This window comes from Streptomyces sp. NBC_00289 (assembly GCF_041435115.1).
Classification (GTDB): Bacteria; Actinomycetota; Actinomycetes; order Streptomycetales; family Streptomycetaceae; genus Streptomyces.
Map to the genome: position 1 here is coordinate 7,380,816 of NZ_CP108046.1, position 25,491 is coordinate 7,406,306.

Consider the following 25,491-nt stretch of genomic DNA (forward strand, 5'->3'; position numbering starts at 1 on the left):
CAGTAAGGGAGCCTCCAGCCGTGGCACGTTCGCTCGACGGTCTCCTCCTCGCCCCGGTCGCCGACCAGGCACCGGGTCAGGTCGGTACGCGGACCCGGTTCGCCTACCACGAGAAGGACGGCGAGATCTGGGCCGAGTACGCGGGCGGGGACGTCGTCCGCGGGCATCTCGTGGGGACCCGGGACGGCGACCGGCTGGACTTCCGGTACGTGCAGCTCAAGCACGACGGAACGACCGCCTCCGGACACTGCGCGGCCACGGTCCTGGAGCTGGCCGACGGCCGGCTGCGGCTCGAGGAGACGTGGGAGTGGGAGTCGCGGCCCGGCAGCGGGACGAGCGTTGTGGAACAGGTCACTGAGCACGACCGCTGACTGACAAATTGTCAGTTGTCTATGGTGATCAGGTGAGCGAGCAGACGCAGGAATCCGGCACGTCACAGCCGCGGCGCGTGGTCGTCGTGGGCGCGGGCATGGCAGGCGTGCAGACCGCGGTCGCCGTGCGGGAGCAGGGCTTCACCGGCAGCGTCACGCTGATCGGCGCGGAGCCCCACCAGCCCTACGACCGGCCGCCGTTGTCCAAGGCGGTGCTGCTCGGCACGTCCGAGGGCTCCGCCTTCGACGTCGACTTCGAGGCGCTCGGCATCGAACTGACGCTGGGGCGGGAGGTGCTGGGCGTCCGCCCCGGCGACCACGAGCTGGACACCGCCGAGGGCCCGGTGCCGTACGACGAACTGGTCCTCGCCACCGGCGCCGAACCGATCCTGCTGCCGGGCGCGGAGGGGGTGCCCGGTGTGCATCTGCTGCGCACCCTGGACGACGCCGAACGGCTGCGCCCGGTGCTCGCCCGGCAGCACGACGTCGTCGTCGTCGGGGCCGGCTGGATCGGCGCGGAGTTCGCCACGGCGGCGCGCGAGGCGGGCTGCGCGGTGACGGTCGTCGAGGCCGCGGACCGGCCGCTCGCGGGCGCGCTGCCCGCCGAGGTGGCCGCCCCGATGGCCGCCTGGTACGCCGACCACGGTGTGACCTTGCGCACCCACGCGCGCGTGGAGCGCGTCGAGCCCGGCGCGGTCGTCCTCGACGACGGCTCACGGCTGCCCGCGGGCGCCGTCGTGGTCGGCATCGGCGCCCGGCCCGCCACCGGCTGGCTGGCCGGCTCCGGCATCGAGCTCGGCCCCCGGGGCGACGTCCTGGCCGACGACCACCTGCGCACCTCCGCGCCGGACGTGCACGCGGTCGGCGACTGCGCCTCGTTCCCCTCGGGCAGGTACGGCGAGCGCCTGCTGATCCACCACTGGGACAACGCCCTCCAGGGCCCGCGCACGGTGGCCGCGAACATCGTCGGCGAGACCCCGGCCGTCTACGATCCGGTGCCGTACTTCTGGTCCGAGCAGTTCGGCCGCTTCGTCCAGTACGTCGGCCACCACGCGTCGGCCGACGCCACCGTGTGGCGCGGCGACCCGGCCGGTCCGGCCTGGACCGTCTGCTGGCTGCTCGACGACCGTCTGATCGCCCTGCTGGCGGTCGGCCGCCCGCGGGACCTCGCCCAGGGACGGCGCCTCATCGAGGCGGGCACACCCATGGACCCGGCCCTGCTGACCGACCCGGCCAGGCCACTGAAGGCGGCCACGGCGTAGGACCTGTCCGGGCCGGCCTCCCCGGTCCTGCTTCCCTGGGTGGACCTCTGTGGGGGACCTGTCAGGACGGGATCTTCCCGGGCGGCCCCGGGGCCGGACCTCTCCGGGTGTGGGGCCTCCCGGCGGGACCTCTCCGGGTGGATCGGAGCCGCAGGTCGCGGGGGTCCGGCTTCCGACTGTCAGTCCGGGATGGCACGCTTGATCCTGTGACCGAGATTGACGCAAAGATCGATGCTCTCGTCCCTGCCTGGCTCACCCTCCCCGACATCGCGGAAATGCTCGATGTCGAGGTGACGCGTGCGCGCCAGCTGGTCAAGGACGGCCAGCTCATCGCCGTACGCCGTGGTGAGAACCGCGCGCTGCACGTTCCCGCCGCCTTCATCGACGGGGACAAGGTCGTCAAGGGCCTGTCCGGGACTTTGACGCTGCTGAGGGACGACGGCTTCTCCGACGAAGAGATGCTCGAGTGGCTCTTCACCCCCGACCCGAGCCTGCCCGGCACCCCCGCGCAGGCCCTGAGCGAGAATCGCGGCACGGAGGTGAAGCGCCGGGCCCAGGCGCTCGCCGTCTGAACCGAACAACCCGAACGCCCGTCCGGCGCGGGCCCCGGCCGACCACGGCCGGGCGCCGCGCCCCGGCCACGGCCGGGGTGCGGCACGCCCGTACGCCTCGACAACGCACCGCCCACGGGGGGACACACCCATGCCCGGCACCGCCACCACCGCACGCGCCCGCCTCGCCGACGCCCGCGTCTACCTCTGCACGGACGCCCGCAGGCGCCAGGGCGACCTGGCCGAGTTCCTGGACGCCGTCCTGGCCGCCGGAGTCGACATCGTGCAGCTGCGCGAAAAGGGCATGGAGGCGGCCGAGGAGCTGGAGCACCTCCAGGTGTTCGCCGACGCCTGCGCCCGCCACGGCGGGCTCCTCGCGGTCAACGACCGCGCGGACGTCGCCCACGCGGCCGGTGCCGACGTCCTCCATCTGGGTCAGGGCGACCTCCCGGTTTCCGCCGCCCGCGCGATCCTCGGTGACGACATCCTGATCGGCCGCTCCACGCACGCCGCTCCGGAGGCCGACGCGGCAGCCGCCCAGGAGGGCGTGGACTACTTCTGCACGGGCCCCTGCTGGCCCACCCCCACCAAGCCGGGCCGGCACGCGCCCGGCCTCGACCTGGTCCGCCACACCGCGGCCCTCGGCACCGACCGCCCCTGGTTCGCCATCGGCGGCATCGACCTGGGCAACCTCGACGAGGTGCTCGAGGCGGGGGCCCGCCGGGTCGTGGTCGTGCGGGCGATCACGGAGGCGGACGACCCGGGCGCGGCGGCGGCGGAGTTCGCCAAGCGGCTCGGGCACTCGGGGTGACCGGTCCGGCTGTCCGAGGGATGGACAACAAGTCGACAAAGCGGGCAAAATTCCGCCTTTCGGTGGGGCGATCGCCGCACCCTGGCTAACCTGCGGGTATGGCCCTCGGAACCGCATCCACCCGGACTGACCGCGCACGCACGGTGCGTGACATGCTCGCCACCGGCAAGACGACGTTCTCGTTCGAGTTCTCGGCGCCGAAGACACCCAAGGGCGAGCGCAACCTGTGGAGTGCCCTCCGGCGGGTGGAGGCGGTCGCCCCGGACTTCGTCTCCGTGACCTACGGCGCCGGCGGTTCCACCCGGGCGGGCACGGTGAAGGAGACCGAGCAGATCGTCGCCGACACCACCCTCACCCCGGTGGCGCATCTCACGGCCGTCAACCACTCCATCGCCGAGCTGCGCAACATCATCGGCCAGTACGCCGACGCCGGGATCCGCAACATGCTGGCCGTGCGCGGCGACCCGCCCGGCGACCCGATGGCCGACTGGGTGGCGCATCCGCAGGGCCTGACCTACGCCGCCGAACTCGTCCAACTCATCAAGGAGTCGGGGGACTTCTGCGTCGGTGTCGCGGCCTTCCCGGAGATGCACCCGCGCTCCGCCGACTGGGACGCCGACGTGGCGCGCTTCGTCGACAAGTGCCGGGCCGGCGCCGACTACGCCATCACGCAGATGTTCTTCCAGCCCGAGTCCTATCTGCGACTGCGTGACCGAGTCGCAGCGGCCGGCTGCGAGACCCCGGTCATTCCCGAGGTCATGCCCGTGACCAGCGTGAAGATGCTGGAGCGGCTCCCGCAGCTCAGCAACGCCGTCATCCCGTCCGGGCTGAAGGAGCGGATCCTCACAGCAAAAGACGATCCGTCCGCTGTACGCTCCATTGGCATCGAATATGCCACGGAGTTCTGCGCACGGCTGCTCGCCGAGGGAGTGCCCGGACTGCACTTCATCACGCTCAACAACTCCACGGCGACGCTGGAAATTCACGAGAACCTGGGCCTGCACCATCCCCCGCAGGCCTAGACCGGCCGCACCGCTGTACGACACACTGCGTAACGGCCACTGGGAGAGGGGCGTACATGGGCTGGACGGTCCTCTACATCGCGTTCGGCATCGTCGCGCTGTGGCTGCTGGGTGAGGTGCTGCTGCAGTACAAGGCGCGACTGCGCTGGCGACTGCTCGCTTTTGTCGGGTTCGTCGGCGTGGTGTTCGGCGTGCTCATCCCCTCCGTGATCGTCATCGGACTGGGTGCCGCCGCCTTCGCGGTCGGCCAGACCTACGTCACGCTGTCGTTCCGCCGCGGCTTCGCGTCGGGCTGGGCGGTCAGCCGCCCGGGCGCCGAGGCGGGAAGCAAGCGGCGCCGCGGCAAGGCGGAGCACCAGGACCCGAGCCTGGAGATCTCCGGTCTGGAGGCGGCCGACGGCGGCTTCGCCGAGGCGGACGGCAAGTACGGCCGCGAGACCCGGGGTTACGACGACGACTACGACCGCGACGACGTGTTCACGCCGGCGCGCTCCGCCGACCCCACGGCCGCCGAGACCACCTCGGTCTACGAACCGCAGCCCCTGCCGGACGACACCGGCTCCTACGGCGTCTACAGCGACGCCGCGTACGCCGCCGCTGACCCGTCCTACGCGGCCGCCGGCCAGTCCCAGGACCAGTACGCGGCGACGGCCCAGAGCGGCGAGCAGACGTACTCCTACGACGGCTACTCCGGCTACGACCAGCAGCAGTACGGCTACGACACGACCGGGCAGCAGCAGTACGCCGCCTACTCGGACCCGTACATCGGCACCCAGACCTACGGCGCCTCCTACGACACCTCCTACGGCGGTCAGCAGTACCCGCAGCAGGGCTACGGCCAGGACCAGTACGCCACCGGCTCGTACGGCGGTGAGACCCCGGCCGGCGGAGTCTGGGTACCGCAGCAGCGCAGCACCGACGACCCGTACGGCGGCGAACTCCCGCCGGAGCAGCAGTACGGCTACCAGGACAACGGGCAGGGTCAGGGCCAGACGCAGGGCAACGGCTTCGACGAGCAGTACCGCTTCTGAGTTCGGCTGTTCGGCGGGGCCGCTCCGAGCCCCGCTCTCACCGCGAGCCCCGGAAGTCGGGCCCCTCCACGATCAGGCCAGCGACCAGCGCGCCCGACATGCCGGCGTGCGGCAGGCCCCCGCCGGGATGCGACCAGCCGCCGACCCGGTACAGCCCCGGCAGTCGCGTGGTGTTGGCCGGATGGAGGAAGTGGCCGCCACCGGCGGCGAGAGCCGGCGCGGACATGCCTCCGCGCGTGGTGCCCGTCTCCTCCGCGTAGTGGGCGGGCGTCCGTGTCTCCCGCCAGACGATCCGCTCGCGCACCCCGGGAACGGCCCTCTCGGCGGCGTCGACGAGAAGATCAGTGAACCGCTCCGTGGCGTCTCCCGGCGACCAGCCGGCGTCGGCCGGCACCGCCGCGGACAGGACCACGGACTCGTGCTCCGCGTCGGGGCGCAGGGCCGGGTCGTCCGGTCGAAAGACCGTCACCGTGGGCCGCACCGGGGCATCGGAGCCGCCGGAGCCCAGGAAGTCCAGTTCGGCGGTGCGGTCGGGGGCGTGCACGACCGTGCGGTGCGCCGCGCCCTCCTCGCGCGCGCCACGCAGCGCCAGGAGCACCGTGAACCGGCCCGGCCGCGGGGTCGCGAGGTCCGGCCGCACGTCCGCGTCGTCGTCCAGCTGATGCCCGGTCAGGGCGTCCAGACGGACGGGGTCCACGCCGGCCACGACGTGCTCCGCCTCGCTCACCGTGCCGTCCGCCAGCTCGACGCCCGCCGCCCGGCCGCCGTTCTCCACGATTCCCGTGACCTCGGCGCCGAAGTGGAACTCGACCTTCCTGGCCACGCACCGCTCGTGCACCGCCCGCGCCAACTCCCTTGTGCCACCCCGCACGTACCAGATGCCGAAGGCGTGCTCCAGGTACGGCAGCACGGCAGCGCTCGCCGGGGTGACGCGGGGATCCAGGCCGTACCCGAGGGCGTGGCTCTCCAGCAGGGCGGCGAGCCGGGGGTCACGCAGCTCCCAGGCGCCGACTTCGGCGAGGGTGCCGGCCCGGCGGGTGCGCAGCAGCTTCCTGTGCGACACCGCGGGATACGGCTCACGGTCGGCCAGCACCGACCAGTTCGGCCACAGGGGCTCCTCCAGGAGCGGCCGGCGGGTCCGGTCCCAGGCCTCACGGGCACGCACCAGGAAGTCGCCCCAGCGCTGCCCGGCTCCCGCCCCGAGCGCCTCGTCGAGGGCGGCGACGACGCCCGCGCGCGAGGCGTTCGGCAGTGCCACCTCGGTGCCGTCGGCGAAGACGTGCCGTGCCGACGGGTCGACCTGGACCAGGTCGACGCCGTCCTCCAGAGGTTGCCTGCCGGTCTTCAGGAACAGGTCGCGGTAGACCGCGGGCAGGGGCAGCAGGGCGGGACCCGTGTCGAAGGCGAAGCCGTCGCGCTCGAAGCGGCGCACCGACCCGCCGTACGTCCCCGTACGCTCGTACACCGCCACCCGGTGGCCCGCGACGGCCAGCCGGGCGGCGGCCGCCATCGCGCCCATCCCGGCGCCGATCACCGCAATCCGTGCCATGGGTGGGACTTTATCCGCCGCCACCGACAGTCCGGCCGGGGGAGGCCCGTCGCGAAGCGGCCCGGTGGCGGGTTCAGCCCGGTGGTGTTCCGGCCCGCACGGCGAGCCGTCTCTCCTCCCGGCGCTGGGCCCGCCGGCGCAGGAAGCGCCGGATGCGTGAGATCAGGAAGTAGAGCACCAGCAGCCCGGTGAGCAGCAGTACACCGGCGATGACGGCGGCCGCCGTGGGGTGGAACATCGCGAACGTCACGATCGCGCCGACCCCGAGATCCTCGGCCAGGCTCAGCAGCACGTTGCTGAACGGCTCCGGCGAGGTGTTGACCGCCATCCGCGTCCCGGCCTTGACCGCGTGGCTGGCCAGCGCCGTCGAACCGCCGACCAGGCCCGCCGCCACATCGGACAGCGAACCGCTGTGCCCGGCGAGCAGCGCGCCCACCCAGGCGCCGGCGGCCGGCCGGATCACGGTGTGCGCCGAGTCCCACACCGAGTCGACGTAAGGGATCTTGTCGGCGACGGCCTCGCACAGGAACAGCACGCCCGCCGCGACGAGGACCTCGGGGCGTTGCAGGGACTCGGGGACCTCGTCGCTCAGACCGGTCGCGCCGAAGACGCCGAGGAGCAGCACCACCGCGTACGCGTTGATGCCGCTGGCCCAGCCGCTGGTGAAGACCAGGGGGAGTACGGACACGGGGGCGATCGTAGCCAGTCGGCGGCCGGACGTCGTGGGGGTGAGTGCCCAGAGCTGAGTATCCGTACCTAGTACGGGAGATGAGTACGGGCGCGGATGGGGAGCGACCTGCCCGAAAGGGAGAGTGGAGACACGGAAAGGGGCGCGGCTCCGGCACCGGCGACACGGGGCGCCGGAACGGAGCGGCCCTGGATCCGCTCCTTCCGCCGGCCGGTGTCGGCGGGAGCGAGGCACGGGGGGCCCGGGGGACGACCGCGGGGGCCCGTGGGGGAAGTACGGGGGAGCACGAGAAGGCGCCGGTTCGAGGTGGCCCGCGGGGGACGCGGCCACGGTGGACCGGCGCCTTCTCGTGCTCCGAGCGCGTTCAGCGGTGGCCGCTGACCCGTCCCTGCAGCAGGCGGGACAGCGCCGCGTGCACGTCGTCGAGGGAGCGCTCCGGCTGGAAGGACTGCCAGTCCAGAGCGGCCACCAGAACCATGCCGACCAGCGCGGCCGCGGTCAGCGGGACATCGATCTCGTCGCTGAACTCCCCGTTGGCCACGCCGTCGCGCAGGACGTCCTCGATGGCGGCGACGACCTGCCGGCGCACCACCATCAGCGTGGACTGCCAGGCCCGGTTGGTGCGCCACAGCTCCGCCACGTACAGCTGGGTGAAGGCCGGATAGCGGGCGATGAAGCCGAGCCCCGCGCGGATCATCGCGTCCAGGGCGTCGACCTTGCTGCCGCCGTCCCGGGCCGTCTGTTCGGCCGCCTCCAGCAGCGAGGCGGTGAGGAGGCCCACGCCGTGCCGCAACAGCTCCTCGAAGAGGACGGACTTGCTCGCGAAGTTGTAATAGACGGTGCCCTTCGCGACGCCGGCCCGCTCGGCGATCTCGTCCACGGTGGTGGCGGAGAAGCCCTGCTCGGCGATGAGCGTGACGGCCGCCTCGTAGAGCTTCTGCCGGGTGGCCTCGCGGCGTGTACTGCCGCCCGACTGGGTGCTGCTGCGTTCCATGGCCCCGATTGTCACAGGAACATGTCCGGAAGACGGCACGGGAGCCCGGACCACGGGGGAGTGCACCGCGGGATTCACAGGCTCAGCTCCGGGTGGAGCCGGTCCAGCGTCCACACCTGACGGCGCCGGGCCGACAGCGCGGTCAGTGCGAGAGCGCCCGCCGTGAAGGCCGCCAGCACGGCGCACGCCTGCCACACGGGCCCCAGACCGCCGCCCGTGATGAGCCTTCTGAGAGCCTCGACGACGTAGCTCATCGGCAGGAAGGGGTGCAGCGCGTTGAAGAAGCCGGGGCTGGTCTGCACGGGGTAGGTGCCGCCCGCGGACGTCAGCTGGAGCATCAGCAGCGCGAGGACCAGAATGCGGCCCGCCGCCCCGAAACGTGCGTTCAGCCACTGCACGAGCGCGGCGAAGCACGCCGTCACCAGGAACAGGAACCCGACGGTCCCCGCGGCCCGCGCCATCTCCAGACCGATCGCCCAGTGCAGCACCGACATCAGGGCCACCGTCTGCAGCACCCCGACCGCCACCACCGGCAGCCAGCCCGCCAGCGCGATCCGCCAGGCCGAGGCACCCGCGGCGAGGGCGCGCCGGTTCATCGGGGCGATCAGCATGTACGCCACCATCGCGCCCACCCACAGGGACAGCGGGATGAAGTACGGCGCGAACCCGGTGCCGTAGTTGGGCGCCTTGTGCAGGTCCCGGGAGACGAGCTGGACCGGGTCGGCCATGACCTCGGTGCGCTGGTCGCGGTCCTTCTTGCCGTAGTCGGGGATCTGCTCGGCCCCGTCGTGCAGTCCGTCCGAGAGCTTCCCCGAGCCGTCGACGAGCTTGTACATCCCGCCGTTGAGGTCCTCGGCGCCCGTCTTCAGCTTGCCGACGCCCGCGTCGAGGTCCGCCGCACCGGTCTCGGCCGTGCCGAGCCCCGAGTGCAGTGTCTTCGCGCCCGCGGCGACCTTCCCGGCGCCCTCGTTGAGCTTGTCGATCCTGGAGACGGCGTCGTCGAGGTCCTCGGAGAGGCGGGGCGCGCGGTCGGCGAGCGCCTGCGCCTGCTTCTGCAGCGTGCCGAGGTTGGTGTCGAGCTCCTCCAGGTCGCCGTCCTGGTCGGCGATCAGCGCGCTGACGTCGTCGGCGACCTTCGCCACGTCGGCGGCGGCCTGCCTGGCCTTCTTGAGGTCCGCGCAGGCGGCGTCCGGCAGTACGGGGGTCTCGCAGCGCGCCGTGTAGACCTCGTCCAGGGTGTCGGAGGCGGCGTGGGCGCCCTTGGCGGCGGCCGGGGCGGTCTTCACCAGCGTGTCGAGGTTGTGGCGGATCGCCGCGGCCGAGTCGGCGACCAGGCGGGCCGTGTCGCCGATCGTCCGCTCGTTGTCCTTCAGGAAGGGGCCGACCTTGTCGGCGACGCCGTCGACCTTGTCGGCGAGCGTCTGGGTGCCCTGCGCGACCTGCCGCGAGCCGTCCTCCAGGTCACCGGCTCCCGTATGGAGCTTCGTCAGCCCCGTGGACAGCTTGCCGCTGCCCTGCTCGGCGTCCGTCAGCCCGTCGGCGAGGTCCTGGGAGCCCTTCTCCGCCTTGCCGATGCCCCCTTCGAGCCGGTCGGCCCCGCTCGCGGCCTTCACGGTCTCGCCGTGGATGTCGGAGAACGAGATGAAGATGCGGTCCAGGAAGGACCGCGACGTCTTGGTGGACGCGGCCGTCCGCACCTCGCTGAACACCGTCCGGGAGATCTGTCCGACGATGTAGTTGTTGGCGTCGTTCGTACGCACCTGGAGCGCGCCGGTCTCGGGGGAGTCGCCGGAACTGGACGCGATCCGTTCGCTGAAGCCGGCCGGCATGGTCAGCGACAGGTAGTACGTGCCGTCCTCCACGCCCGCGCGCGCGTCGTCCGCGTTCACCTCGTGCCACTCGAAGGTGTCGCTGTCGCGCAGCCCCTTCGTGATGTCGTCGCCCGCCGTGATCTTCTTCCCGTCGGCGGTCGCCCCCCTGTCGTCGTTGACGAGTGCCACGGGGATGCGGTCGAGACGGCCGTACGGGTCCCAGAACGACCACAGGTACAGGGCGCCGTACAGCAGGGGCAGCACCAGCAGGGCGACCAGGGCGGCCCGTGGCAGCTTCCCCCGGCCGAAACGCCTGAGTTCAAGAGCGGCCAGTTTCGGCGAGCGCATCGTCGGTCTCCTCGTCTTCCTCGGTCCGCCGGTCTTCCGGCTTCCGGGCTTCACCGGTGCGCCGGTCTTCTGCGGCGCGCTCGTCGTGGGCGGTCTCGTCGGAGGCGGTCCCGGCGTCGGTCCGCTCGGTCCGGGCGGTCTCGGCCCGGGTGGTCACCGTGACGGCGTCCTGCGGGGCCTCGCCGCACACCGCCACGACCGTCGTGCCGGCCTCGGTGAGGGACCTGAGCAGGGCCCAGACCTCCTCCCGTTCGGCCGCCGACAGCTTCATGTCGGCGTCGTCGACCCCGAGCAGCCCCGGGCGGCCGATCAGCGCCAGGGCGACGGACAGACGCAGGGCCTCCAGCCGCTCCAGATCGCGTACGGCGGTGCGGAAGCCCTTGGGGAGGGCTTCTCGGTCGAGTCCGGCGGCGGAGAGCGCGGTGTCGACGCGCAGCCTCGCCGCGGCCAGGCGTTCGGACCGGGGCCGCAGCAGTCCGCGCAGCGGGCCGTCGAAGCGGCGCTGCAACAGGGCCCGTTCCTCCAGGTGCTCGCCGACGGTGAGGGCGGGATCGAGGTCGGTGACACCTGCGACGTTCGCCACGGCGCTCACCCGGCGCAGGGCCGTCATCTGCCGGGGCAGTTTGAACTCCCCCACCACGGCCACTCCCTGAGTGGGTTTCATCCGCCCGGTGAGCGCGAGCAGCAGGCAGGTACGGCCCGAGCCGGACGGTCCCTCGACCGCCAGCAGCGAACCTGGCTCCGCGTCGACGCGGACGTCGCGGAACGCCCAGCCGCGAGGCCCCTTGAGTCCGAAGTCGCGGGCCGTGACGCCGAGTCCGTGCGGACCGTCCACCGCTCCCACCCCCTGCACTTTTTGAACTGACTGGTCAGTGCAAAAAGTAACGCGAACCTGCGATCGAAGCAAAAGGCCAGGTCAGAACGGATTGTCAGTGCCATACCTCACGATGGGTACATACGGCCACAGTGCCGTCACCCAGACGACAGGAGGTTCGTCATGGCCAACTACCACGCAGCCGCCGCCCGTCGGCGCCGCGCCCCCGGCCCTGCCCCCTCACTGAGCGGCCCGGCAAGCGATGTGCACCCCGTGCTCCGTCGGACCACGGCACCGCCCGCCGCCCTCGACCTGCTCGCCCAGGCCCGCGCCGGCCTCGACGAGGCCACCGTCCTGGAGACACCCAACGAGCGCTACGCGACGGCCCACCTCGCCGCCCTGCGCACCGCGGCCGCCGTGCTCGCCGCGCGCGGGCGCCCGGAAGCCACCCCCCGACGCCGGGCACGCATCAGGAGCGCCTGGGAGGTGCTCCCCGAGATAGCGCCCGAGCTCACGGAGTGGAGCGCGCTGTTCGCCTCCGGAGCCCGGCGCCGGGCCCGGGCCGAGGCCGGCATCCAGGGCGCCGTCGGCCGCCGGGACGCCGACGACCTGATACGCGACGTGGCGATGTTCCTGCGCCTCGTCGAGCGGATGCTGGTGCTCCAGCCGGTCCTGCCCCAGCCCCGCCAGGACTCGGGCGAGCCGGAGGGCGACAACACCGCCGACCGCGACATCCCGGACGCGGGATGACCGCCCGCGGGACCGCTCCCGGCAGCGGCGCGCCTCCCTGCCCCGACTCCCGCGTACGGGACGGACCCAGGGGCACGTCACCGCAGTGACCAGGTGCGGGGCGGAGGCAATAGGGTGGGGAGCGCCTGAAGCCTTCCTTCCCGCTCCGTGGGCCGGGAGGCGCACCGTTCGCTCCGCCCGCCCCAGAGGCGGTGCCGCGCCGAGGAGTCAACTGCCGTGTCGGATCCGATGCGCCCACCCGCCTCCCACCATCGCCCGCAATCGGCGTCGCCGCACTCCGAACCCTCTCGCCCCCGCGCTTCCCTCCGTACCGCCGTGGTCTGGGAGGTCCTCCAGGAGGCCCTCGACCGCCGGGTCAAGGCCACGGGCCGGGAGTCGCTGGACGTCCTCGACACCGGAGGCGGCAGCGGCAACTTCGCGGTGCCCGTGGCCCGCCTCGGTCACCGTGTCACCGTCGTCGACCCGAGCCCGAACGCGCTGTTCGCCCTGGAGCGCCGCGCCGCCGAGGCGGGGGTCGCCGACCGGGTCCAGGGAGTCCAGGGCGACGCCCACGGCCTCTTCGACGTGGTCGAGCGGGGCGGCTACGACGCCGTCCTGTGCCACGGCGTCCTGGAGTACGTGGACGACCCGGCCGAGGGCGTCCGCAACGTGGTGGCCGCCCTGCGGTCCGAGGGTGTCCTGAGCCTGCTCGCCGCCGGGCTCGGCGGCGCCGTGCTCGCCCGGGCGCTGGCCGGCCACTTCAAGGAGGCCAGGCAGGCGCTCGACGACCCGGACGGACGCTGGGGCACCGGCGACCCCGTGCCGCGCCGCTTCACCGCGGAGCAGCTCACCGCACTGGTCGAGGGCGCGGGTCTCGCCGTCGGCTCCGTGCACGGCGTGCGGGTCTTCGCCGACCTCGTCCCCGGCGTGCTGGTGGACACCGAGCCCGGCGCCCACGACGCGCTGCTGAAGCTCGAGGCCGCGGCCGCCGAGCTCCCGGCCTTCCACTCCGTGGCCACGCAGCTTCACGTGCTCGGTGAGACGCGGGTGCCGAGGGAGGCCTGAGCCGCCTTCCGCGCTCCGTGCGTGCCTCTGAGGCGCAAGGGTCATGACAAGGGGCGCACCGCTGATCAGGGGCTCACGTGCGCATGGAGTACGCCACAGGCCCCCCGATCGGCGGCTGTGCGCCGTATGATCGAGGGAGACCGCCCGGCATGACGGGTCGGCTGCTGGGGAATGGAATCTTCAGCGAGTCGGTGCGTCCATGTCGGATCCCGGTTGGCCAATTGGCGTAGAGGGGCGGGTTTCACGGGGGCGATTCCCTGCCTATCCTGAAGGGACCCCCCGGGTCGCCCCGGCGACTGCACGATGAGGAGGACTCCGTGCCGCTCTCGGAGCACGAGCAGCGCATGCTCGAGCAGATGGAGCGAGCGCTGTACGCCGAAGATCCCAAGTTCGCGTCGGCGCTCGAGGGAAGCGGGCTGCGTACGTACACCCGGCGTCGGGTCTACCAGGCGGTCGCGGGCTTCCTCGTGGGTATCGCGCTCCTCATGGCCGGTATGGTCGCCAAGCAGGTCTGGCTCAGCGTGGTGGGCTTCCTCGTCATGCTGGGCTGTGCGGTCCTCGCCGTGACCGGCTGGCGCAAGGCCCCCAAGCCGGGTGAACAGCCCGCGGGCGGTGCACCGCAGGCCCAGGGCCAGGGTCAAGGCCGCCGTCAGGGACGGCAGCGGCGCTCCATGATGGACCGGATCGAGCAGCGCTGGCAGCGGCGCCGCGACGAACAACAGGGCCACTAGCTCGACGCGCAGCTCTCGCAGATCTCCGTGAGGGGGTGTCCACCCGGCCGGGTGGACACCCCCTCACGCATGCGGCTGCGGCTCGTCGCGGGGGCCGGCGGACCGAGCGGGGGCCGGCCCCGGGGCCGGTCGAAACCGTCGAACGGGCCGCGGCTACGACGGTGGTGACGGTCGCGGCCCCGCGGGCGACTTCAGCCATACGGCGGTTTCCGGCCCGGTTTCCCCTCGGCCCGCCGTGTTGGCCGGTGGCCTCAGCGCTGCCACCACCGTCCCGGCCCGTGGTCCGAGCCGCCCTCGCCGTCCCGGCCGGTGATTCGGCCGGGCGGCTCGGCGCGCGGGCCGCCGATGCCGAACCCACCCGCCCTTCGGCCGGTGGGTTCGGTCGTGGTCGGTCCGTCGGATCAGCTCTGTTGGCCGGACGGCTTGCGCAGGTTCGGGCGGGCCGCGGTGGCTCGGGTTTTGAGGCCGGTCCACCATTCCGAGGCGGCCCAGGCCACCCTGACGGCTGATCGGGGGGCGACCAGCGCGCGCACCTTCGTGCCACGGCCGACCGTGGCCCGCAGCGCGGCGTGCACCCGGCGGACGTCGCCTGCGAGTCCTGCCGTCGGGCGGGGCTGCGGCGCGTAGAGGACCTGTTCCACCGCGTCCGCCACCCGGTGCACGGCGGCCGCCGTCGTCGGGTCGAGATGGCCGAGTGCGACGATCCTGGCCGCCGCCTTGCGCGGGGTCAGCGATTCGTCCGGTGGAATCCCGAAGTCCCAGGCCGTGTCCGTCAGCTCCTGCCAGACGGTCAGGGTGTGCCGCGCCGCGTCCGCCTCGGTGCGGCCGTGCGCGCCTAGGCGTACGGCTCTGGTCCGCAGCCGCCACAGCATCGGCGACAGCGGAAGCAACACGACGGCGAGCCCGCCGAAGACCCAGGCCAGCAACATCCACCACTTCGGGCCGTCGTCCCCGGAGGCCGCCACCGCCTGCGCGGACTCGCTCGGGCACGCCTCGAGCTTCTTCAGCTGCGCCGAGCAGCTCTCGCTCGCCGAAGGGGCGGTGGAGGGCGACGTGGACGTCCCCGCGGACGGCCGCGCCACGTCGGGGAGCGAGCTGCCCGAGGAGTCCGGCACGGTGTACGACGGCACCGAGCCCCGGTTCGGGGTCGGCTCGAAGCGGGTCCAGCCCACGCCCTCGAAGTAGAGCTCGGGCCAGGCGTGGGCGTCCTTCAGCCCCACCGACACCGACTGGTCCGCCTGCGGGGTACCGGGCGCGAAGCCCACCGCGACCCGGGCCGGTATGCCCAGGGTGCGGGCCATCGCCGCCATGGCGAAGGAGAAGTGGACGCAGAAGCCCTGTTTGTCCTTCAGGAAGCGGGCGATTGCCTCGGAACCGCTGCCTGCCTGCACCTGGGTGTCGTACTCGAAGCCGCCGGTGATGGAGAAGTAGTCCTGCAGCGCGACCGCCTGCTCGTACGGGTTCGTCGCGCCCGTCGTGACCTCGCGAGCCGTCTTCGCCACCACCGAGGGCAGCGAGTCCGGGAGCTTGGTGTAGTCGCGCTCCAGGGCGGCCGGCGGCTTGGGCGCCGATGCGAGCTGCTCCGCCGTCGGCTGCACGTCCAGGCTCTTCACCTCGTACGTCGCGCCGCGCGTGTTCTGGCCGTGGTCGCCGACCAGCGTCATGCCCACGGGCTCGTAACGCCAGTTGCCCTTGATGTTGACACCGCTCGGCGGGTACGGCATCGGAAGCCAGTCCTGGGCGTACCAGTTCGCCGCGGCGACCGTGGTGGCGATCTCGGTGCGCTTGATGTCGGGGGAGAGGCCGGTGGGGGTGGGGAACTCGTCCGGCACGCCGACGATGTGCCGCTTGGACGGCTTCCACGTGGTGCCGTCGAAGTCGTCCAGGGACACGATCCGCAGGTACATGTCCGAGAGGTCGTTGCTGCTGGTCTTGAGGGACAGGACCTGGCGGTCCTCGTCCACGTTGAGACTGTCGCGCAGCGACACCAGCGGGTTCACGGCGGAGATCGTGCCGCCGCTCCCGGTGCCGGAGCCCACGCCCGCCCCGGTGCCCTCCAGGAGTCCGCCGCTCATCGCCGGCAGGGCGAGCGGCACCACCAGGGCGAGTCCCAGCGCGACCACGCCGATGCGCCGCCCGGTACGGACGGGCGCCACGGCCGACGCGGACTCCACGCCCGGAGAGCGCGGCGCACCGCCGAAGACCCGACCCCACTGCGAGAGCCGGTCCCGCCCCTCGGCCAGGAGCATCAGCAGATAGCCGGTCGCCGCGATCAGGAACCACACCCAGTCGCCGGCGCCCTCGGACAGCCCCGCCGCGACCGAGTACAGAGCGAGCAGGGGGAGTCCGGCCGGGGCGGCGCTGCGGAAGGTCACCGCGAGGGTGTCCACCGCCAGACCGATCACCAGCACCCCGCCGACGAGCATCAGCCGGATGCCGTCGGAGGTCAGCGGCGCCGGGATCGCGTACCGGGCGATGTCGTCGCCGCCCTGCCGGAGCAGGTCGGCGAAGTGCCGGAAGGCGTCGGGGCCGGGGATCAGCCCGGCGATGGCCTGCTCCCGGGCGAAGCTCAGGGTCAGCAGCATCAGCGTGACGAAGGCCTGCGCGGCCAGCGTCAGCGGCCGGGCCAGCGGAATGCGCCGGGTCGCCGCGCCCACCATGGTCTGGATGCCGAGCAGAACGGCCGCCTGGAGGATCCAGGTGGCCGGATCGACCAGGGGCAGCAGGGCGCAGGCCGACATCAGCGTGGCCGCCCAGGCGAACAGTGCCAGTCGGGCCCGACCGCTCATGACCACCCACCCCCGTCGCTCGTCCGGCCCGCGGCGCCGGTGCTCGTGCGCTCCCGCTCCGCCTGGCGCCACAGCTCGCTCAGCGAGGCGCCCCGGGGTACGCGCACGGCCGTCCAGCCCGCCTCGCGCAGCATCCGCAGACGCTCCCCGCTCTCCTCCAACGGGCCGGACACGTCGGTCGGTTCCCGCACCCAGTCCTCGCTGTCCAACAGGAAGGCGACCGCGCCTCCGCTGCGCCGGCGCATCTTCGCGACCACGGCGGCCTCCTCCTCGTCGAGGTCGCCGAGGAAGGCGAGCAGCAGTCCTTCGTTGCCGCCGCGCAGCACGTCGTAGGCCCGCGACAGGCCTGTGCCGTCCGAGTGGTCGACCACCGCGAGGGTGTCCATCATCAGTCCGGCCGCGTCCGCCGACTCCTGGCTCGCGCCCGCGAACCCGTCGGCGCCCTCGCCCGGCACGGCGGTCCCCGTGTCGGTCAACAGCCGTGCCGAGAAGCCGCGTTCGAGCATGTGGACCAGGGCGGACGCGGCGCCCGACACGGCCCACTCGAAGGCCGAGTCGGGGCCCGCGCCGGCGAAGGCGACGCCCCGGGTGTCGAGCAGGACCGTGCAGCGGGCGCGCTGCGGCTGTTCCTCCCGGCGCACCATCAGCTCGCCGTAGCGCGCGGTGGAACGCCAGTGGACGCGGCGCAGGTCGTCGCCGTAGCGGTACCCGCGCGGGATGATGTCGTCCTCGCCGGCCAGGGCGAGCGACCGGTGCCGCCCGTCGCCGTACCCCTTCGCCTCGCCGCTGAGCCGTACCGGCGGCAGCGGTTCCACGCGCGGGATCACCGTCAGGGTGTCGTACGTGGAGAAGGAGCGGGTCAGTTCGCACATGCCGAACGGGTCGGTCAGGCGCAGCTGGAGCGGGCCCAGCGGGTAGCGGCCGCGCAGGTCGGAGCGGACGCGGTAGGACACCTCGCGGCGGCCGCCCGGCTCCACCCGGTCGAGCACGAAGCGGGGGCGGGGGCCGAGGACGTAGGGCACCCGGTCCTGGAGCATCAGCAGGCCGGTGGCCAGCCGGGAGACGTTGTCCATGCGCAGATGGACGCGGGCCTCGCTGCCGGCGGGCACGCGCGCGGGGGAGAGCCTGCGGCTGCCCGCGACCCGGTAGCGGGTGCGGTAGAGCACGGTGGCGCACACCAGGGGGAGGACTGCCAGCAGCAGTCCCACCCGCAGCAGGTCGCTCTGTCCGAGGACGTAGGCGCAGATGGCCGCCGCGATGCCGGCGGCCAGGAACGAGCGGCCGCGGGTGGTGAGACCGGCCAGTGCCGTGCGCACGCCGCCCTTGTCGCCCCGGTCGGCCTCCGCGTGCCCGGTCCCGCCGGCGGTCATCACAGCCTCCGCGGCGGCTGCTCGCCGTACGCCGGAGTGCCGCGCCCCAGTCCGAAGCCGCCCTGCTGGGACTGGGGCGCCGCGGGAACCGGGGTGCGCTGCAGGATCTCCTGCACGACCTGCTCCGCCGTGCGCCGGTTCAGCTGGGCCTGGGCGGTCGGCAGCAGGCGGTGCGCCAGGACGGCGACGGCCAGTGCCTGCACGTCGTCCGGCAGCGCGTACTCCCGGCCGCTGAGGGCCGCGGCCGCCTTGGCGGCGCGCAGCAGGTGCAGTGTCGCGCGCGGGGAGGCGCCGAGTCTGAGGTCGGTATGCGTGCGGGTGGCGGAGACCAGGTCCACCGCGTACCGCCGGACCGGTTCGGCCACGTGGACGCCGCGGACGGCGTCGATCAGCTTCAGGATCTCGTGTGCGTGCGCCACCGGCTGGAGGTCGTCCAGCGGACTGGCCCCGCCGTGGATGTCGAGCATCCGCAGCTCGGCCTCGGCGCTCGGGTAGCCGATGGAGATGCGGGCCATGAAGCGGTCGCGCTGGGCCTCCGGCAGCGGGTAGGTGCCCTCCATCTCGACCGGGTTCTGCGTGGCCACCACCATGAAGGGGCCGGGCAGCTCGTAGGTCTGCCCGTCGATGGTGACCTGGCGCTCCTCCATGGACTCCAACAGCGCGGACTGGGTCTTGGGCGAGGCGCGGTTGATCTCGTCGCCGATCACGATCTGCGCGAAGATCGCACCCGGTTTGAACTCGAAGTCCCGGCGCTGCTGGTCCCAGATGGACACCCCGGTGATGTCCGAGGGCAGCAGGTCGGGCGTGAACTGGATACGGCGCACGGAACAGTCGATGGACCGCGCCAGCGCCTTGGCCAGCATCGTCTTGCCCACACCGGGGACATCCTCGAGCAGAAGATGTCCCTCGGCGAGCAGCACGGTCAGCGAGAGCCGTACGACCTCCGGCTTGCCCTCGATCACGCTCTCCACAGAACTGCGCACGCGTTCCACCACGGCGGTCAGATCAGTGAGGCTCGCTCGATCGTCATAGGTCGTCACCCGGCCCTCCTCGGCCCGTTCTTTCCGGGCCGACGCTGTGATGCGGACCGGCCCACCCCGAAACACGGACACCACGCGGGAAACGTTCCGCGTGACGCCACACCCCGCATTCTTGCTGCCGTTACCGTTTCGTGTCACTCGACTGTGGACAACTGCCCGCGTTATGTCGGGGCTTACGTCCTTTTCGGCCTCGTGACGGGCTCCGTACGGCCTCCTGACGGCGGGATTTCCGCGGGAAGCGCCGGTGGATCCGGACGCTCAGGCGGGGTCGATCTCGCGCAGCAGGCCCGTCTTCACGTCGAAGACGAAGCCGCGCACCTGGTCGGTGTGCAGCAGGAACGGCGAGGTGCGCACCCGCTGCATCGACTGCCGTACGTCCTGGTCGACGTCCCGGAAGGCCTCGACGGCCCAGGCGGGGCGCTGGCCGACCTCCATCTCCAGCTCGTGCCGGAACTCCTCGGTGAGGGACTCCAGGCCACAGCCCGTGTGGTGGATGAGGACCACGCTACGCGTGCCGAGCGCGCGCTGGCTGATGGTGAGGGAGCGGATCACGTCGTCCGTGACCACGCCGCCCGCGTTGCGGATGGTGTGGCAGTCGCCGAGCTCCAGACCGAGCGCGGCGTGCAGGTCGAGACGGGCGTCCATGCAGGCCACCACGGCGACCTCCAGCACGGGGCGGGCGTCCATCCCGGGGTCGGTGAAGGCGGCGGCGTACTGACCGTTGGCTTCGACGAGACGGTCGGTGACCGTGTCGTCGGCGGATATGGCGGCTCCGGGACCTGCGGGAACCGATGCAGAAGTCGTCATACCTATGACGGTACTGGTCACCTCCGGTCCAGGCCCGCTGTGAGAGGGGACAAAGAACATCAATGAGCGTTGTTGTGAGTTAACCCACAGGGGTGGCCCGGGTGTGCTCCAACGAGTGAATTGTCGCCTTCCGCGGCTTCGCGCGCACCGGTGGCCGCGCCGCGCAGGCTGGTTGATTGACCGCGAGACACCGTGGACTAAAGTGACGCGAAGCGGGAGGCGAGGTCTCCCCGCTGGACTGCTGTCACCCGGAGAACCCGGCGATTTTCCGGAGTTTCCCCCACGTGCGCGGCGCGTACGTACGGCTCGGCCTCCTCCCGCTCCCGGTCGGCTGACGCCTCCCGGCGCCGGCAGGCCACCCTCCATGAGCGGGCGGGGACCCGGCGGTGCGTGCGACCGCGCCGGATCTGAGAGGGCCCCTTGAGCCAGAGTCGACATGTTCCGGTGATGCTCCAGCGGTGCCTGGACCTGTTGGCACCCGCCCTGGAGCAGCCGGGAGCGGTGGTCGTCGACTGCACCCTCGGCCTCGGCGGCCACAGCGAGGCCCTGCTCACGCGGTTCCCCGAGGCCCGGCTCGTCGCCCTCGACCGGGACAAGGAGGCCCTGCGCCTGTCCGGCGAGCGGCTCGCCCCCTTCGGCGAGCGGGCCACCCTGGTGCACGCCGTGTACGACGAGCTGCCCGAGGTGCTCCGGCGGCTCGGCCTTCCGCGCGTTCAAGGCGTCCTCTTCGACCTCGGCGTCTCCTCCATGCAGCTCGACGAGGCCGACCGCGGCTTCGCCTACGCCCAGGACGCCCCGCTCGACATGCGTATGGACCAGACGACGGGCATGAGCGCCGCCGAGGTCCTCAACACCTACCCGCCCGGTGAACTCGTCCGCATCCTGCGGGCGTACGGCGAGGAGAAGCAGGCCAAGCGGATCGTGAGCGCGGTCGTGCGCGAACGCGAGAAGGAGCCGTTCAGCAACAGCGCGCGGCTCGTGGAGCTGATCCGGGACTCGCTTCCGCAGGCCGCCAAGCGCACCGGCGGCAACCCGGCCAAGCGCACCTTCCAGGCCCTGCGCATCGAGGTCAACGGCGAACTCTCCGTGCTGGAGCGGGCCGTCCCGGCCGCGGTGCGGGCACTGGACGTGGGCGGACGCATCGCCGTGCTGTCGTATCACTCGCTGGAGGACCGGCTGGTCAAGCAGGTGCTCGCGGGCGGCGCCGCCAACACCGCGCCGCCCGGGCTGCCCGTCGTCCCCGAGCGCTACCAGCCGCGGCTCAAGCTCCTCACGCGGGGTGCCGAACTTCCCACCGAGGAAGAGGTCGCCGAGAACCGGCGGGCGGCACCGGCGCGACTGCGCGGCGCCGAGCGCATCAGGGAGGACGTCGAGTGAGCCAGTCGAAGGGGCGGGTGTGCGGGTGCGGAACCCGGACCCACGGGAGGACGAGTGAGTAGGAGACCCGAGCTGAAGGGCCGGGCCGCCCGGCTCGCGCGGCTCTTCCCGGCGGGGCCCGGGCAGGCCGCCCGAGCGCCCTTCGTGCTCCTCGTCGTGCTGCTGCTCGGCGGTGGCCTCATCGGCCTGCTGGTGCTGAACTCGGCGCTCAGTGAGGGGGCCTTCAAACTCGACGACATCCAGCGGGACACCAAGAGCCTCACCGACGAGGAGCAGGCCCTGCAACGGGACGTCGACGCCTACTCCGCCCCGGACGCCCTCCAGCGCCGCGCCCGTGAACTCGGCATGGTGCCCGGCGGCGACCCCGCCTTCCTGAACCCCGACGGCACCGTCAGGGGCGTCCCCAGCCCGGCGCCGGCCGCCCTGCGACAGGCCGCGGAGGGGTATCCCCTCGTCCTGGCGCCCGAGGCCCTGGCCGCCGCCGAGCCGCCCGCCGCGGCCGCGCCGCCCGCCGGGCCGCTCGCCCAGCCGTCGGCCGAGCCGCCCGTCGCCGACCCGGCACCCGCCGACCCGCCAGCCCTCACGACGTTCCCGCACGAGTCAGTCCAGCCCACCACGACCCCCGGCAGGTGACGGAAGTGTCCGACAGGCAACCGCCCCGTCGCCGCGTGCCCGGCCCCGCACGGCCCGCCCGCCCCGCCGGCCGGCGGCAACCGGGCCCCGGCGCCCGCCCGGCCCGCCGGCCGACGGCGCCGCGGCCCGCGGCCCCCCGCGTCATCCGACTGGGCAGCCCCCGCCCCCGGCTGCGCATGGTCAGCCTCGCGCTGACCCTCGTCCTGATCGCCTTCGTCGTACGGCTGCTCCAGGTGCAGGCCGTCGACGCGAGCACGTACGCCGCCAAGGCGGAGCAGAACCGGTATGTCGGCCAGGTGCTGACCGCCGAGCGCGGCGAGATCGCCGACCGCAGCGGTGTGGCCCTGGCGACCAGCGAGGACGCCTACGACATCACGGCCGACCCGACGATGTTCACCCGCGACCAGCTGAAGGTCGACGACGGACCCCAGCAGGCGGCGGCCCTCCTCGCGCCGATCCTCGGCCAGGACCAGGACACGCTGGTCAAGAAGCTGGAGACGAACGGGCGCTACATCCGGCTCGCGGTCCGCCGGACCCCGCAGGTCTGGAAGCAGATCAAGGACCTGAAGAGCGCGCTCGCCACGAAGGCGGAGACCGACCCGTCCACGGTCAACGCGCTGGCCGGTGTCTTCTCGGTGCCCAGCAGCAAGCGGGTGTACCCGAACGGCGAGCTCGCCGCCGGGATACTGGGCTGGGTCAACGACGCGGGCAAGGGCGGCGGCGGCATCGAGCAGCAGCTCAACGGCGTGCTGGCCGGCAAGGACGGCAAGATCCGGTACGCCCAGTCCGGCGGCCGGCAGGTGCCGACCGCGGGCTCGACCGAGACGCCCGCCGTGCCGGGCAGCGACGTCGAGCTCACCATCGACCGGGACATCCAGTGGGCCGCCCAGAACGCGATCACCGAGCAGGTCGCGAAGTCCAAGGCGGACCGCGGCTACGTGATAGTGCAGGACACCCGGACCGGCGAGATCCTCGCCATGGCCAACTCGCCCGGCTTCGACCCCAACGACCTCTCGCAGGCCGACTCGGCGGCCCTGGGCAACGCGGCCCTCCAGGACGCGTACGAGCCCGGCTCCACCGCCAAGATCATGTCGATGGCCGCCGTACTGCAGGAGAACGTCGCGACCCCGCTGACGCATGTCGTCGTGCCCAACCGGCTGCACCGCGGCGACCGGCTCTTCAAGGACGACATCGACCACCCGACCTGGAACCTGACCCTCAACGGGGTACTGGCCAAGTCAAGCAACATCGGCACCATCCTGGCGACCGGTCAGCTCGGCAAGACCCAGAAGCAGGCCAACCAGGTCCTCTACTCGTACCTGCGCAAGTTCGGCCTCGGAAGCGCCAGCGGACTCGGCTTCCCCGGCGAGACGGACGGCATCCTGGCCGCGCCCGACAAGTGGTCGACTTCGCAGCAGTACACGATTCCTTTCGGCCAGGGCGTGTCCCTCAACGCGATGCAGGCGGCGTCCGTCTACTCGACCATCGCCAACGGCGGCGTCCGGACCGAACCGACGCTGGTGCGCGGCACCAAGGGGCCCGACGGCCGCTTCACACCCGCCCCGAAGCCCAAGAAGACACGGGTCGTCAGTGCGAAGACGGCCAAGACCCTGGCCCGGATGCTGGAGTCGGTCGTGGACGACGTGGAGGGCACCGGCACCAAGGCCCGCATCCCCGGCTACCGGGTGGCGGGCAAGACGGGTACGGCGAACCGTGTGGATCCGGCCACCGGCAAGTACCACGGCTACACCTCGTCGTTCGCCGGATTCGCGCCCGCCGACAAGCCCCGGGTCACCGTCTACTGCGCGATCCAGAACGCCACATCGGGCAGCTACTTCGGCGGGCAGATCTGCGGACCCATCTACAAGCAGGTGATGGAGTTCGCCCTGAAGACCCTCCAGGTCCCGCCCACCGGGGCGAAGGCCGCGAATCTGCCCGTCGCCTTCACCCCCTGACCGTCCCCGACCTTCCCCGCCCCCTCCTGATCGGCACCACGACCAGCACCACGGGAAAGAGCACCAGGAACCAGCTCGTGACAACGATCACCCCCGATCCCGGGAACCAGACTCCGCCCATGCCCTCACTTCGCTCCGCAGCGGGTGCGCCCGGTACGCTCACCGCCGTGCCACACGCCGATCAGTCCCAAACCACCCAGAAGGGCGCACCCGTGACATATCCGGGACCGCCCAGGCCGGTTCAGGTCTCCGCCACACCCCTCGCGGAGCTCGCCGATCAGCTGGGTACCGCAACGCCCGCGAGTCCCGGGGACGCCGCCGAGGTCACGGGCATCACCCATGACTCGCGCGCCGTCCGCCCCGGTGACCTGTACGCCGCCCTCCCGGGCGCCCGCCTGCACGGCGCCGACTTCGTCACGCAGGCCGCGGGCCTCGGCGCGGTCGCCGTGCTCACCGACCCGACCGGCGCCGAACGCGCCGCCGCGACCGGGCTCCCGGTCCTGGTGGTCGACGAACCCCGGGCGCGGATGGGCGGGCTGGCGGCCACGATCTACGGCCACCCCGGCCGCGATCTGCTCCAGATCGGCATCACCGGCACCTCCGGCAAGACCACCACCGCCTACCTGGTGGAGGGCGGGCTGAAAACGGTCAGGTCCACCGGACTGATCGGCACGGTCGAGACGCGCATCGGCGACGACCGGATCAAGTCCGAGCGCACCACCCCGGAGGCCACCGACCTGCAGGCACTGTTCGCCGTCATGCGCGAACGCGGTGTCGAGGCGGTCGCCATGGAGGTCTCCAGCCACGCCCTGGTCCTCGGCCGCGTCGACGGCTGCGTCTTCGACATCGGCGTCTTCACCAACCTCAGCCCGGAACACATGGAGTTCCACTCCGACATGGAGGACTACTTCCGGGCCAAGGCGCAGCTGTTCACCCCGGAACGCAGCCGGCTCGCCGTGGTCAACCTCGACGACGAGTACGGCCGCAGGCTGGTCAGGGAGGCCACCGTCCCGGTGATCACCTTCTCCGCCGAGGGGCATCCCGACGCCGACTGGCGTGCCGAGGACGTCCGGACCGGCCCCCTGGGCTCGGCGTTCACCGTGATCGGGCCCAAGGGCGAGCGGATCGGCGCCGCGTCGCCGCTGCCGGGCTCCTTCAACGTGGCGAACACCCTCGCCGCGATCGCCGCCCTCGCCGCCGCCGGCATCGACCCGCAGACCGCCGCCGACGGCGTCGCCGCCGTGCCGGGCGTGCCGGGCCGCCTGGAGCGCGTGGACGCCGGACAGCCCTACCTCGCGGTCGTCGACTACGCCCACAAGACGGACGCCGTCGAGTCGGTCCTGCGGGCCCTGCGCAAGGTCACCGAGGGCCGGCTGCACGTCGTGCTCGGCTGCGGCGGGGACCGGGACAGGACCAAGCGCGCCCCGATGGGCGCCGCCGTGGCCCGGCACGCCGACACCGCCGTACTGACCTCCGACAACCCCCGCTCCGAGGACCCCCTCGCGATCCTCGCAACCATGCTCGAGGGCGCGGCGTCCGTACCGGTACACGAACGCGGTGAGGTCCAGGTCTTCGAGGACCGGGGCGCCGCGATCGCCGCCGCCGTGGCCCGCGCACGGCCCGGCGACACCGTTCTCGTCGCGGGCAAGGGCCATGAGCAGGGCCAGGACATCGCCGGGGTGGTACGTCCCTTCGACGACCGCCAGGTGCTTCGCGAAGCTATCCAGCAGACCCAGGGATGAA

Annotated in this window: 22 protein-coding genes; 13 read left to right on the forward strand and 9 right to left on the reverse strand. The window is 72.6% G+C overall.

Features of this window, described 5'->3' with window-relative positions; translation table 11 throughout:
- Positions 1 to 20: 20 nt before the first annotated feature.
- The 6 genes from OG985_RS33355 to OG985_RS33380 all read left to right on the forward strand — a co-directional run bounded on the left by OG985_RS33355 (position 21) and on the right by OG985_RS33380 (position 5,048).
- Positions 21 to 371: a hypothetical protein gene (locus OG985_RS33355; RefSeq protein WP_371672065.1), complete on the forward strand. Its 351-nt coding sequence runs from the start codon at positions 21 to 23 to the stop codon at positions 369 to 371.
- A gap of 32 nt (positions 372 to 403) precedes the next feature.
- Entirely contained in the window at positions 404 to 1,633 is a 1,230-nt protein-coding gene (locus OG985_RS33360; protein WP_371672066.1) for an NAD(P)/FAD-dependent oxidoreductase, read from the forward strand.
- 206 nt (positions 1,634 to 1,839) lie between these two features.
- Complete coding sequence (locus OG985_RS33365) at positions 1,840 to 2,205, forward strand: Rv2175c family DNA-binding protein (protein WP_371672067.1); 366 nt, start codon at positions 1,840 to 1,842, stop codon at positions 2,203 to 2,205.
- Positions 2,206 to 2,335: 130 nt separating this feature from the next.
- Positions 2,336 to 2,995, forward strand: coding sequence for a thiamine phosphate synthase (thiE, locus tag OG985_RS33370; RefSeq protein ID WP_371672068.1), 660 nt, complete (start codon positions 2,336 to 2,338; stop codon positions 2,993 to 2,995).
- A gap of 98 nt (positions 2,996 to 3,093) precedes the next feature.
- On the forward strand, positions 3,094 to 4,017 hold the full coding sequence (gene metF, locus OG985_RS33375; protein WP_371672069.1) for a methylenetetrahydrofolate reductase [NAD(P)H]: 924 nt from the start codon (positions 3,094 to 3,096) through the stop codon (positions 4,015 to 4,017).
- 56 nt (positions 4,018 to 4,073) lie between these two features.
- A complete protein-coding gene (locus tag OG985_RS33380) occupies positions 4,074 to 5,048 on the forward strand; it encodes a hypothetical protein (RefSeq protein WP_371672070.1) in 975 nt (324 codons plus the stop codon).
- Between the two features lie 37 nt (positions 5,049 to 5,085).
- On the opposite strand, the gene OG985_RS33385 is transcribed toward OG985_RS33380, so the two are convergent.
- The 5 genes from OG985_RS33385 to OG985_RS33405 form a co-directional block, all read right to left on the reverse strand.
- Positions 5,086 to 6,597 (reverse strand): phytoene desaturase family protein, encoded by a 1,512-nt coding sequence (locus tag OG985_RS33385; RefSeq protein WP_371672071.1) that lies wholly within the window; start codon positions 6,595 to 6,597, stop codon positions 5,086 to 5,088.
- 73 nt (positions 6,598 to 6,670) lie between these two features.
- Positions 6,671 to 7,285 (reverse strand): DUF4126 domain-containing protein, encoded by a 615-nt coding sequence (locus OG985_RS33390; protein ID WP_371672072.1) that lies wholly within the window; start codon positions 7,283 to 7,285, stop codon positions 6,671 to 6,673.
- 364 nt (positions 7,286 to 7,649) lie between these two features.
- Positions 7,650 to 8,279 carry a TetR/AcrR family transcriptional regulator gene (locus tag OG985_RS33395; RefSeq protein ID WP_371672073.1) on the reverse strand — a complete coding sequence of 210 codons (630 nt, stop codon included), beginning with the start codon at positions 8,277 to 8,279 and terminating at the stop codon, positions 7,650 to 7,652.
- A 74-nt stretch (positions 8,280 to 8,353) separates the two neighbouring features.
- Positions 8,354 to 10,438 carry a YhgE/Pip family protein gene (locus tag OG985_RS33400; RefSeq protein ID WP_371672074.1) on the reverse strand — a complete coding sequence of 695 codons (2,085 nt, stop codon included), beginning with the start codon at positions 10,436 to 10,438 and terminating at the stop codon, positions 8,354 to 8,356.
- Entirely contained in the window at positions 10,410 to 11,273 is an 864-nt protein-coding gene (locus OG985_RS33405; RefSeq protein WP_371672075.1) for an ATP-binding cassette domain-containing protein, read from the reverse strand. The genes OG985_RS33400 and OG985_RS33405 overlap by 29 nt, the downstream gene beginning before the upstream one ends.
- Positions 11,274 to 11,435: 162 nt before the next feature.
- On the opposite strand from OG985_RS33405, the gene OG985_RS33410 reads away from it, so the two are divergent.
- The 3 genes from OG985_RS33410 (at position 11,436) to OG985_RS33420 (ending at position 13,777) form a co-directional block, all read left to right on the forward strand.
- Positions 11,436 to 12,002 (forward strand): SAV_6107 family HEPN domain-containing protein, encoded by a 567-nt coding sequence (locus OG985_RS33410; RefSeq protein WP_371672076.1) that lies wholly within the window; start codon positions 11,436 to 11,438, stop codon positions 12,000 to 12,002.
- A gap of 216 nt (positions 12,003 to 12,218) precedes the next feature.
- Positions 12,219 to 13,046, forward strand: coding sequence for a methyltransferase (locus OG985_RS33415; RefSeq protein ID WP_371672077.1), 828 nt, complete (start codon positions 12,219 to 12,221; stop codon positions 13,044 to 13,046).
- Between the two features lie 317 nt (positions 13,047 to 13,363).
- Positions 13,364 to 13,777 (forward strand): DUF3040 domain-containing protein, encoded by a 414-nt coding sequence (locus OG985_RS33420; protein WP_371672078.1) that lies wholly within the window; start codon positions 13,364 to 13,366, stop codon positions 13,775 to 13,777.
- 401 nt (positions 13,778 to 14,178) lie between these two features.
- On the opposite strand, the gene OG985_RS33425 is transcribed toward OG985_RS33420, so the two are convergent.
- From OG985_RS33425 to OG985_RS33440, 4 genes are all read right to left on the reverse strand, one after another.
- On the reverse strand, positions 14,179 to 16,566 hold the full coding sequence (locus tag OG985_RS33425) for a DUF3488 and DUF4129 domain-containing transglutaminase family protein (protein WP_371672079.1): 2,388 nt from the start codon (positions 16,564 to 16,566) through the stop codon (positions 14,179 to 14,181).
- The gene (locus OG985_RS33430) at positions 16,563 to 17,936 is read right to left on the reverse strand and encodes a DUF58 domain-containing protein (protein WP_371672080.1); all 1,374 of its coding nucleotides are present in this window, start codon (positions 17,934 to 17,936) and stop codon (positions 16,563 to 16,565) included. Before OG985_RS33430 ends, OG985_RS33425 begins: the two co-directional genes overlap by 4 nt.
- Positions 17,936 to 18,976, reverse strand: a complete 1,041-nt coding sequence (locus tag OG985_RS33435) for an AAA family ATPase (RefSeq protein WP_371672081.1) — start codon at positions 18,974 to 18,976, stop codon at positions 17,936 to 17,938. Before OG985_RS33435 ends, OG985_RS33430 begins: the two co-directional genes overlap by 1 nt.
- 258 nt (positions 18,977 to 19,234) lie before the next feature.
- The gene (locus OG985_RS33440; RefSeq protein WP_371672082.1) at positions 19,235 to 19,783 is read right to left on the reverse strand and encodes a beta-class carbonic anhydrase; all 549 of its coding nucleotides are present in this window, start codon (positions 19,781 to 19,783) and stop codon (positions 19,235 to 19,237) included.
- 420 nt (positions 19,784 to 20,203) lie between these two features.
- On the opposite strand from OG985_RS33440, the gene rsmH reads away from it, so the two are divergent.
- The 4 genes from rsmH to OG985_RS33460 all read left to right on the forward strand — a co-directional run bounded on the left by rsmH (position 20,204) and on the right by OG985_RS33460 (position 25,490).
- Positions 20,204 to 21,160, forward strand: a complete 957-nt coding sequence (rsmH, locus tag OG985_RS33445; RefSeq protein ID WP_371672083.1) for a 16S rRNA (cytosine(1402)-N(4))-methyltransferase RsmH — start codon at positions 20,204 to 20,206, stop codon at positions 21,158 to 21,160.
- 54 nt (positions 21,161 to 21,214) lie between these two features.
- Entirely contained in the window at positions 21,215 to 21,793 is a 579-nt protein-coding gene (locus OG985_RS33450) for a septum formation initiator family protein (protein WP_371672084.1), read from the forward strand.
- A gap of 5 nt (positions 21,794 to 21,798) precedes the next feature.
- A complete protein-coding gene (locus OG985_RS33455) occupies positions 21,799 to 23,748 on the forward strand; it encodes a peptidoglycan D,D-transpeptidase FtsI family protein (protein WP_371672085.1) in 1,950 nt (649 codons plus the stop codon).
- Between the two features lie 212 nt (positions 23,749 to 23,960).
- The gene (locus OG985_RS33460) at positions 23,961 to 25,490 is read left to right on the forward strand and encodes a UDP-N-acetylmuramoyl-L-alanyl-D-glutamate--2,6-diaminopimelate ligase (RefSeq protein WP_371674574.1); all 1,530 of its coding nucleotides are present in this window, start codon (positions 23,961 to 23,963) and stop codon (positions 25,488 to 25,490) included.
- The last annotated feature ends 1 nt before the right edge of the window (position 25,491 follow it).

What these genes read in the sequence shown, in the direction of transcription:
- OG985_RS33380 (WP_371672070.1), top strand. Translation starts at nt 4,074, where the DNA reads ATGGGCTGGACGGTCCTCTACATCGCGTTCGGCATCGTCGCGCTGTGG.
- OG985_RS33400 (WP_371672074.1), bottom strand. Translation starts at nt 10,438, where the DNA reads ATGCGCTCGCCGAAACTGGCCGCTCTTGAACTCAGGCGTTTCGGCCGG.
- metF (WP_371672069.1), top strand. Translation starts at nt 3,094, where the DNA reads ATGGCCCTCGGAACCGCATCCACCCGGACTGACCGCGCACGCACGGTG.
- OG985_RS33395 (WP_371672073.1), bottom strand. Translation starts at nt 8,279, where the DNA reads ATGGAACGCAGCAGCACCCAGTCGGGCGGCAGTACACGCCGCGAGGCC.
- OG985_RS33430 (WP_371672080.1), bottom strand. Translation starts at nt 17,936, where the DNA reads ATGACCGCCGGCGGGACCGGGCACGCGGAGGCCGACCGGGGCGACAAG.
- OG985_RS33385 (WP_371672071.1), bottom strand. Translation starts at nt 6,597, where the DNA reads ATGGCACGGATTGCGGTGATCGGCGCCGGGATGGGCGCGATGGCGGCC.
- OG985_RS33425 (WP_371672079.1), bottom strand. Translation starts at nt 16,566, where the DNA reads ATGAGCGGTCGGGCCCGACTGGCACTGTTCGCCTGGGCGGCCACGCTG.
- thiE (WP_371672068.1), top strand. Translation starts at nt 2,336, where the DNA reads ATGCCCGGCACCGCCACCACCGCACGCGCCCGCCTCGCCGACGCCCGC.
- OG985_RS33410 (WP_371672076.1), top strand. Translation starts at nt 11,436, where the DNA reads ATGGCCAACTACCACGCAGCCGCCGCCCGTCGGCGCCGCGCCCCCGGC.
- OG985_RS33440 (WP_371672082.1), bottom strand. Translation starts at nt 19,783, where the DNA reads ATGACGACTTCTGCATCGGTTCCCGCAGGTCCCGGAGCCGCCATATCC.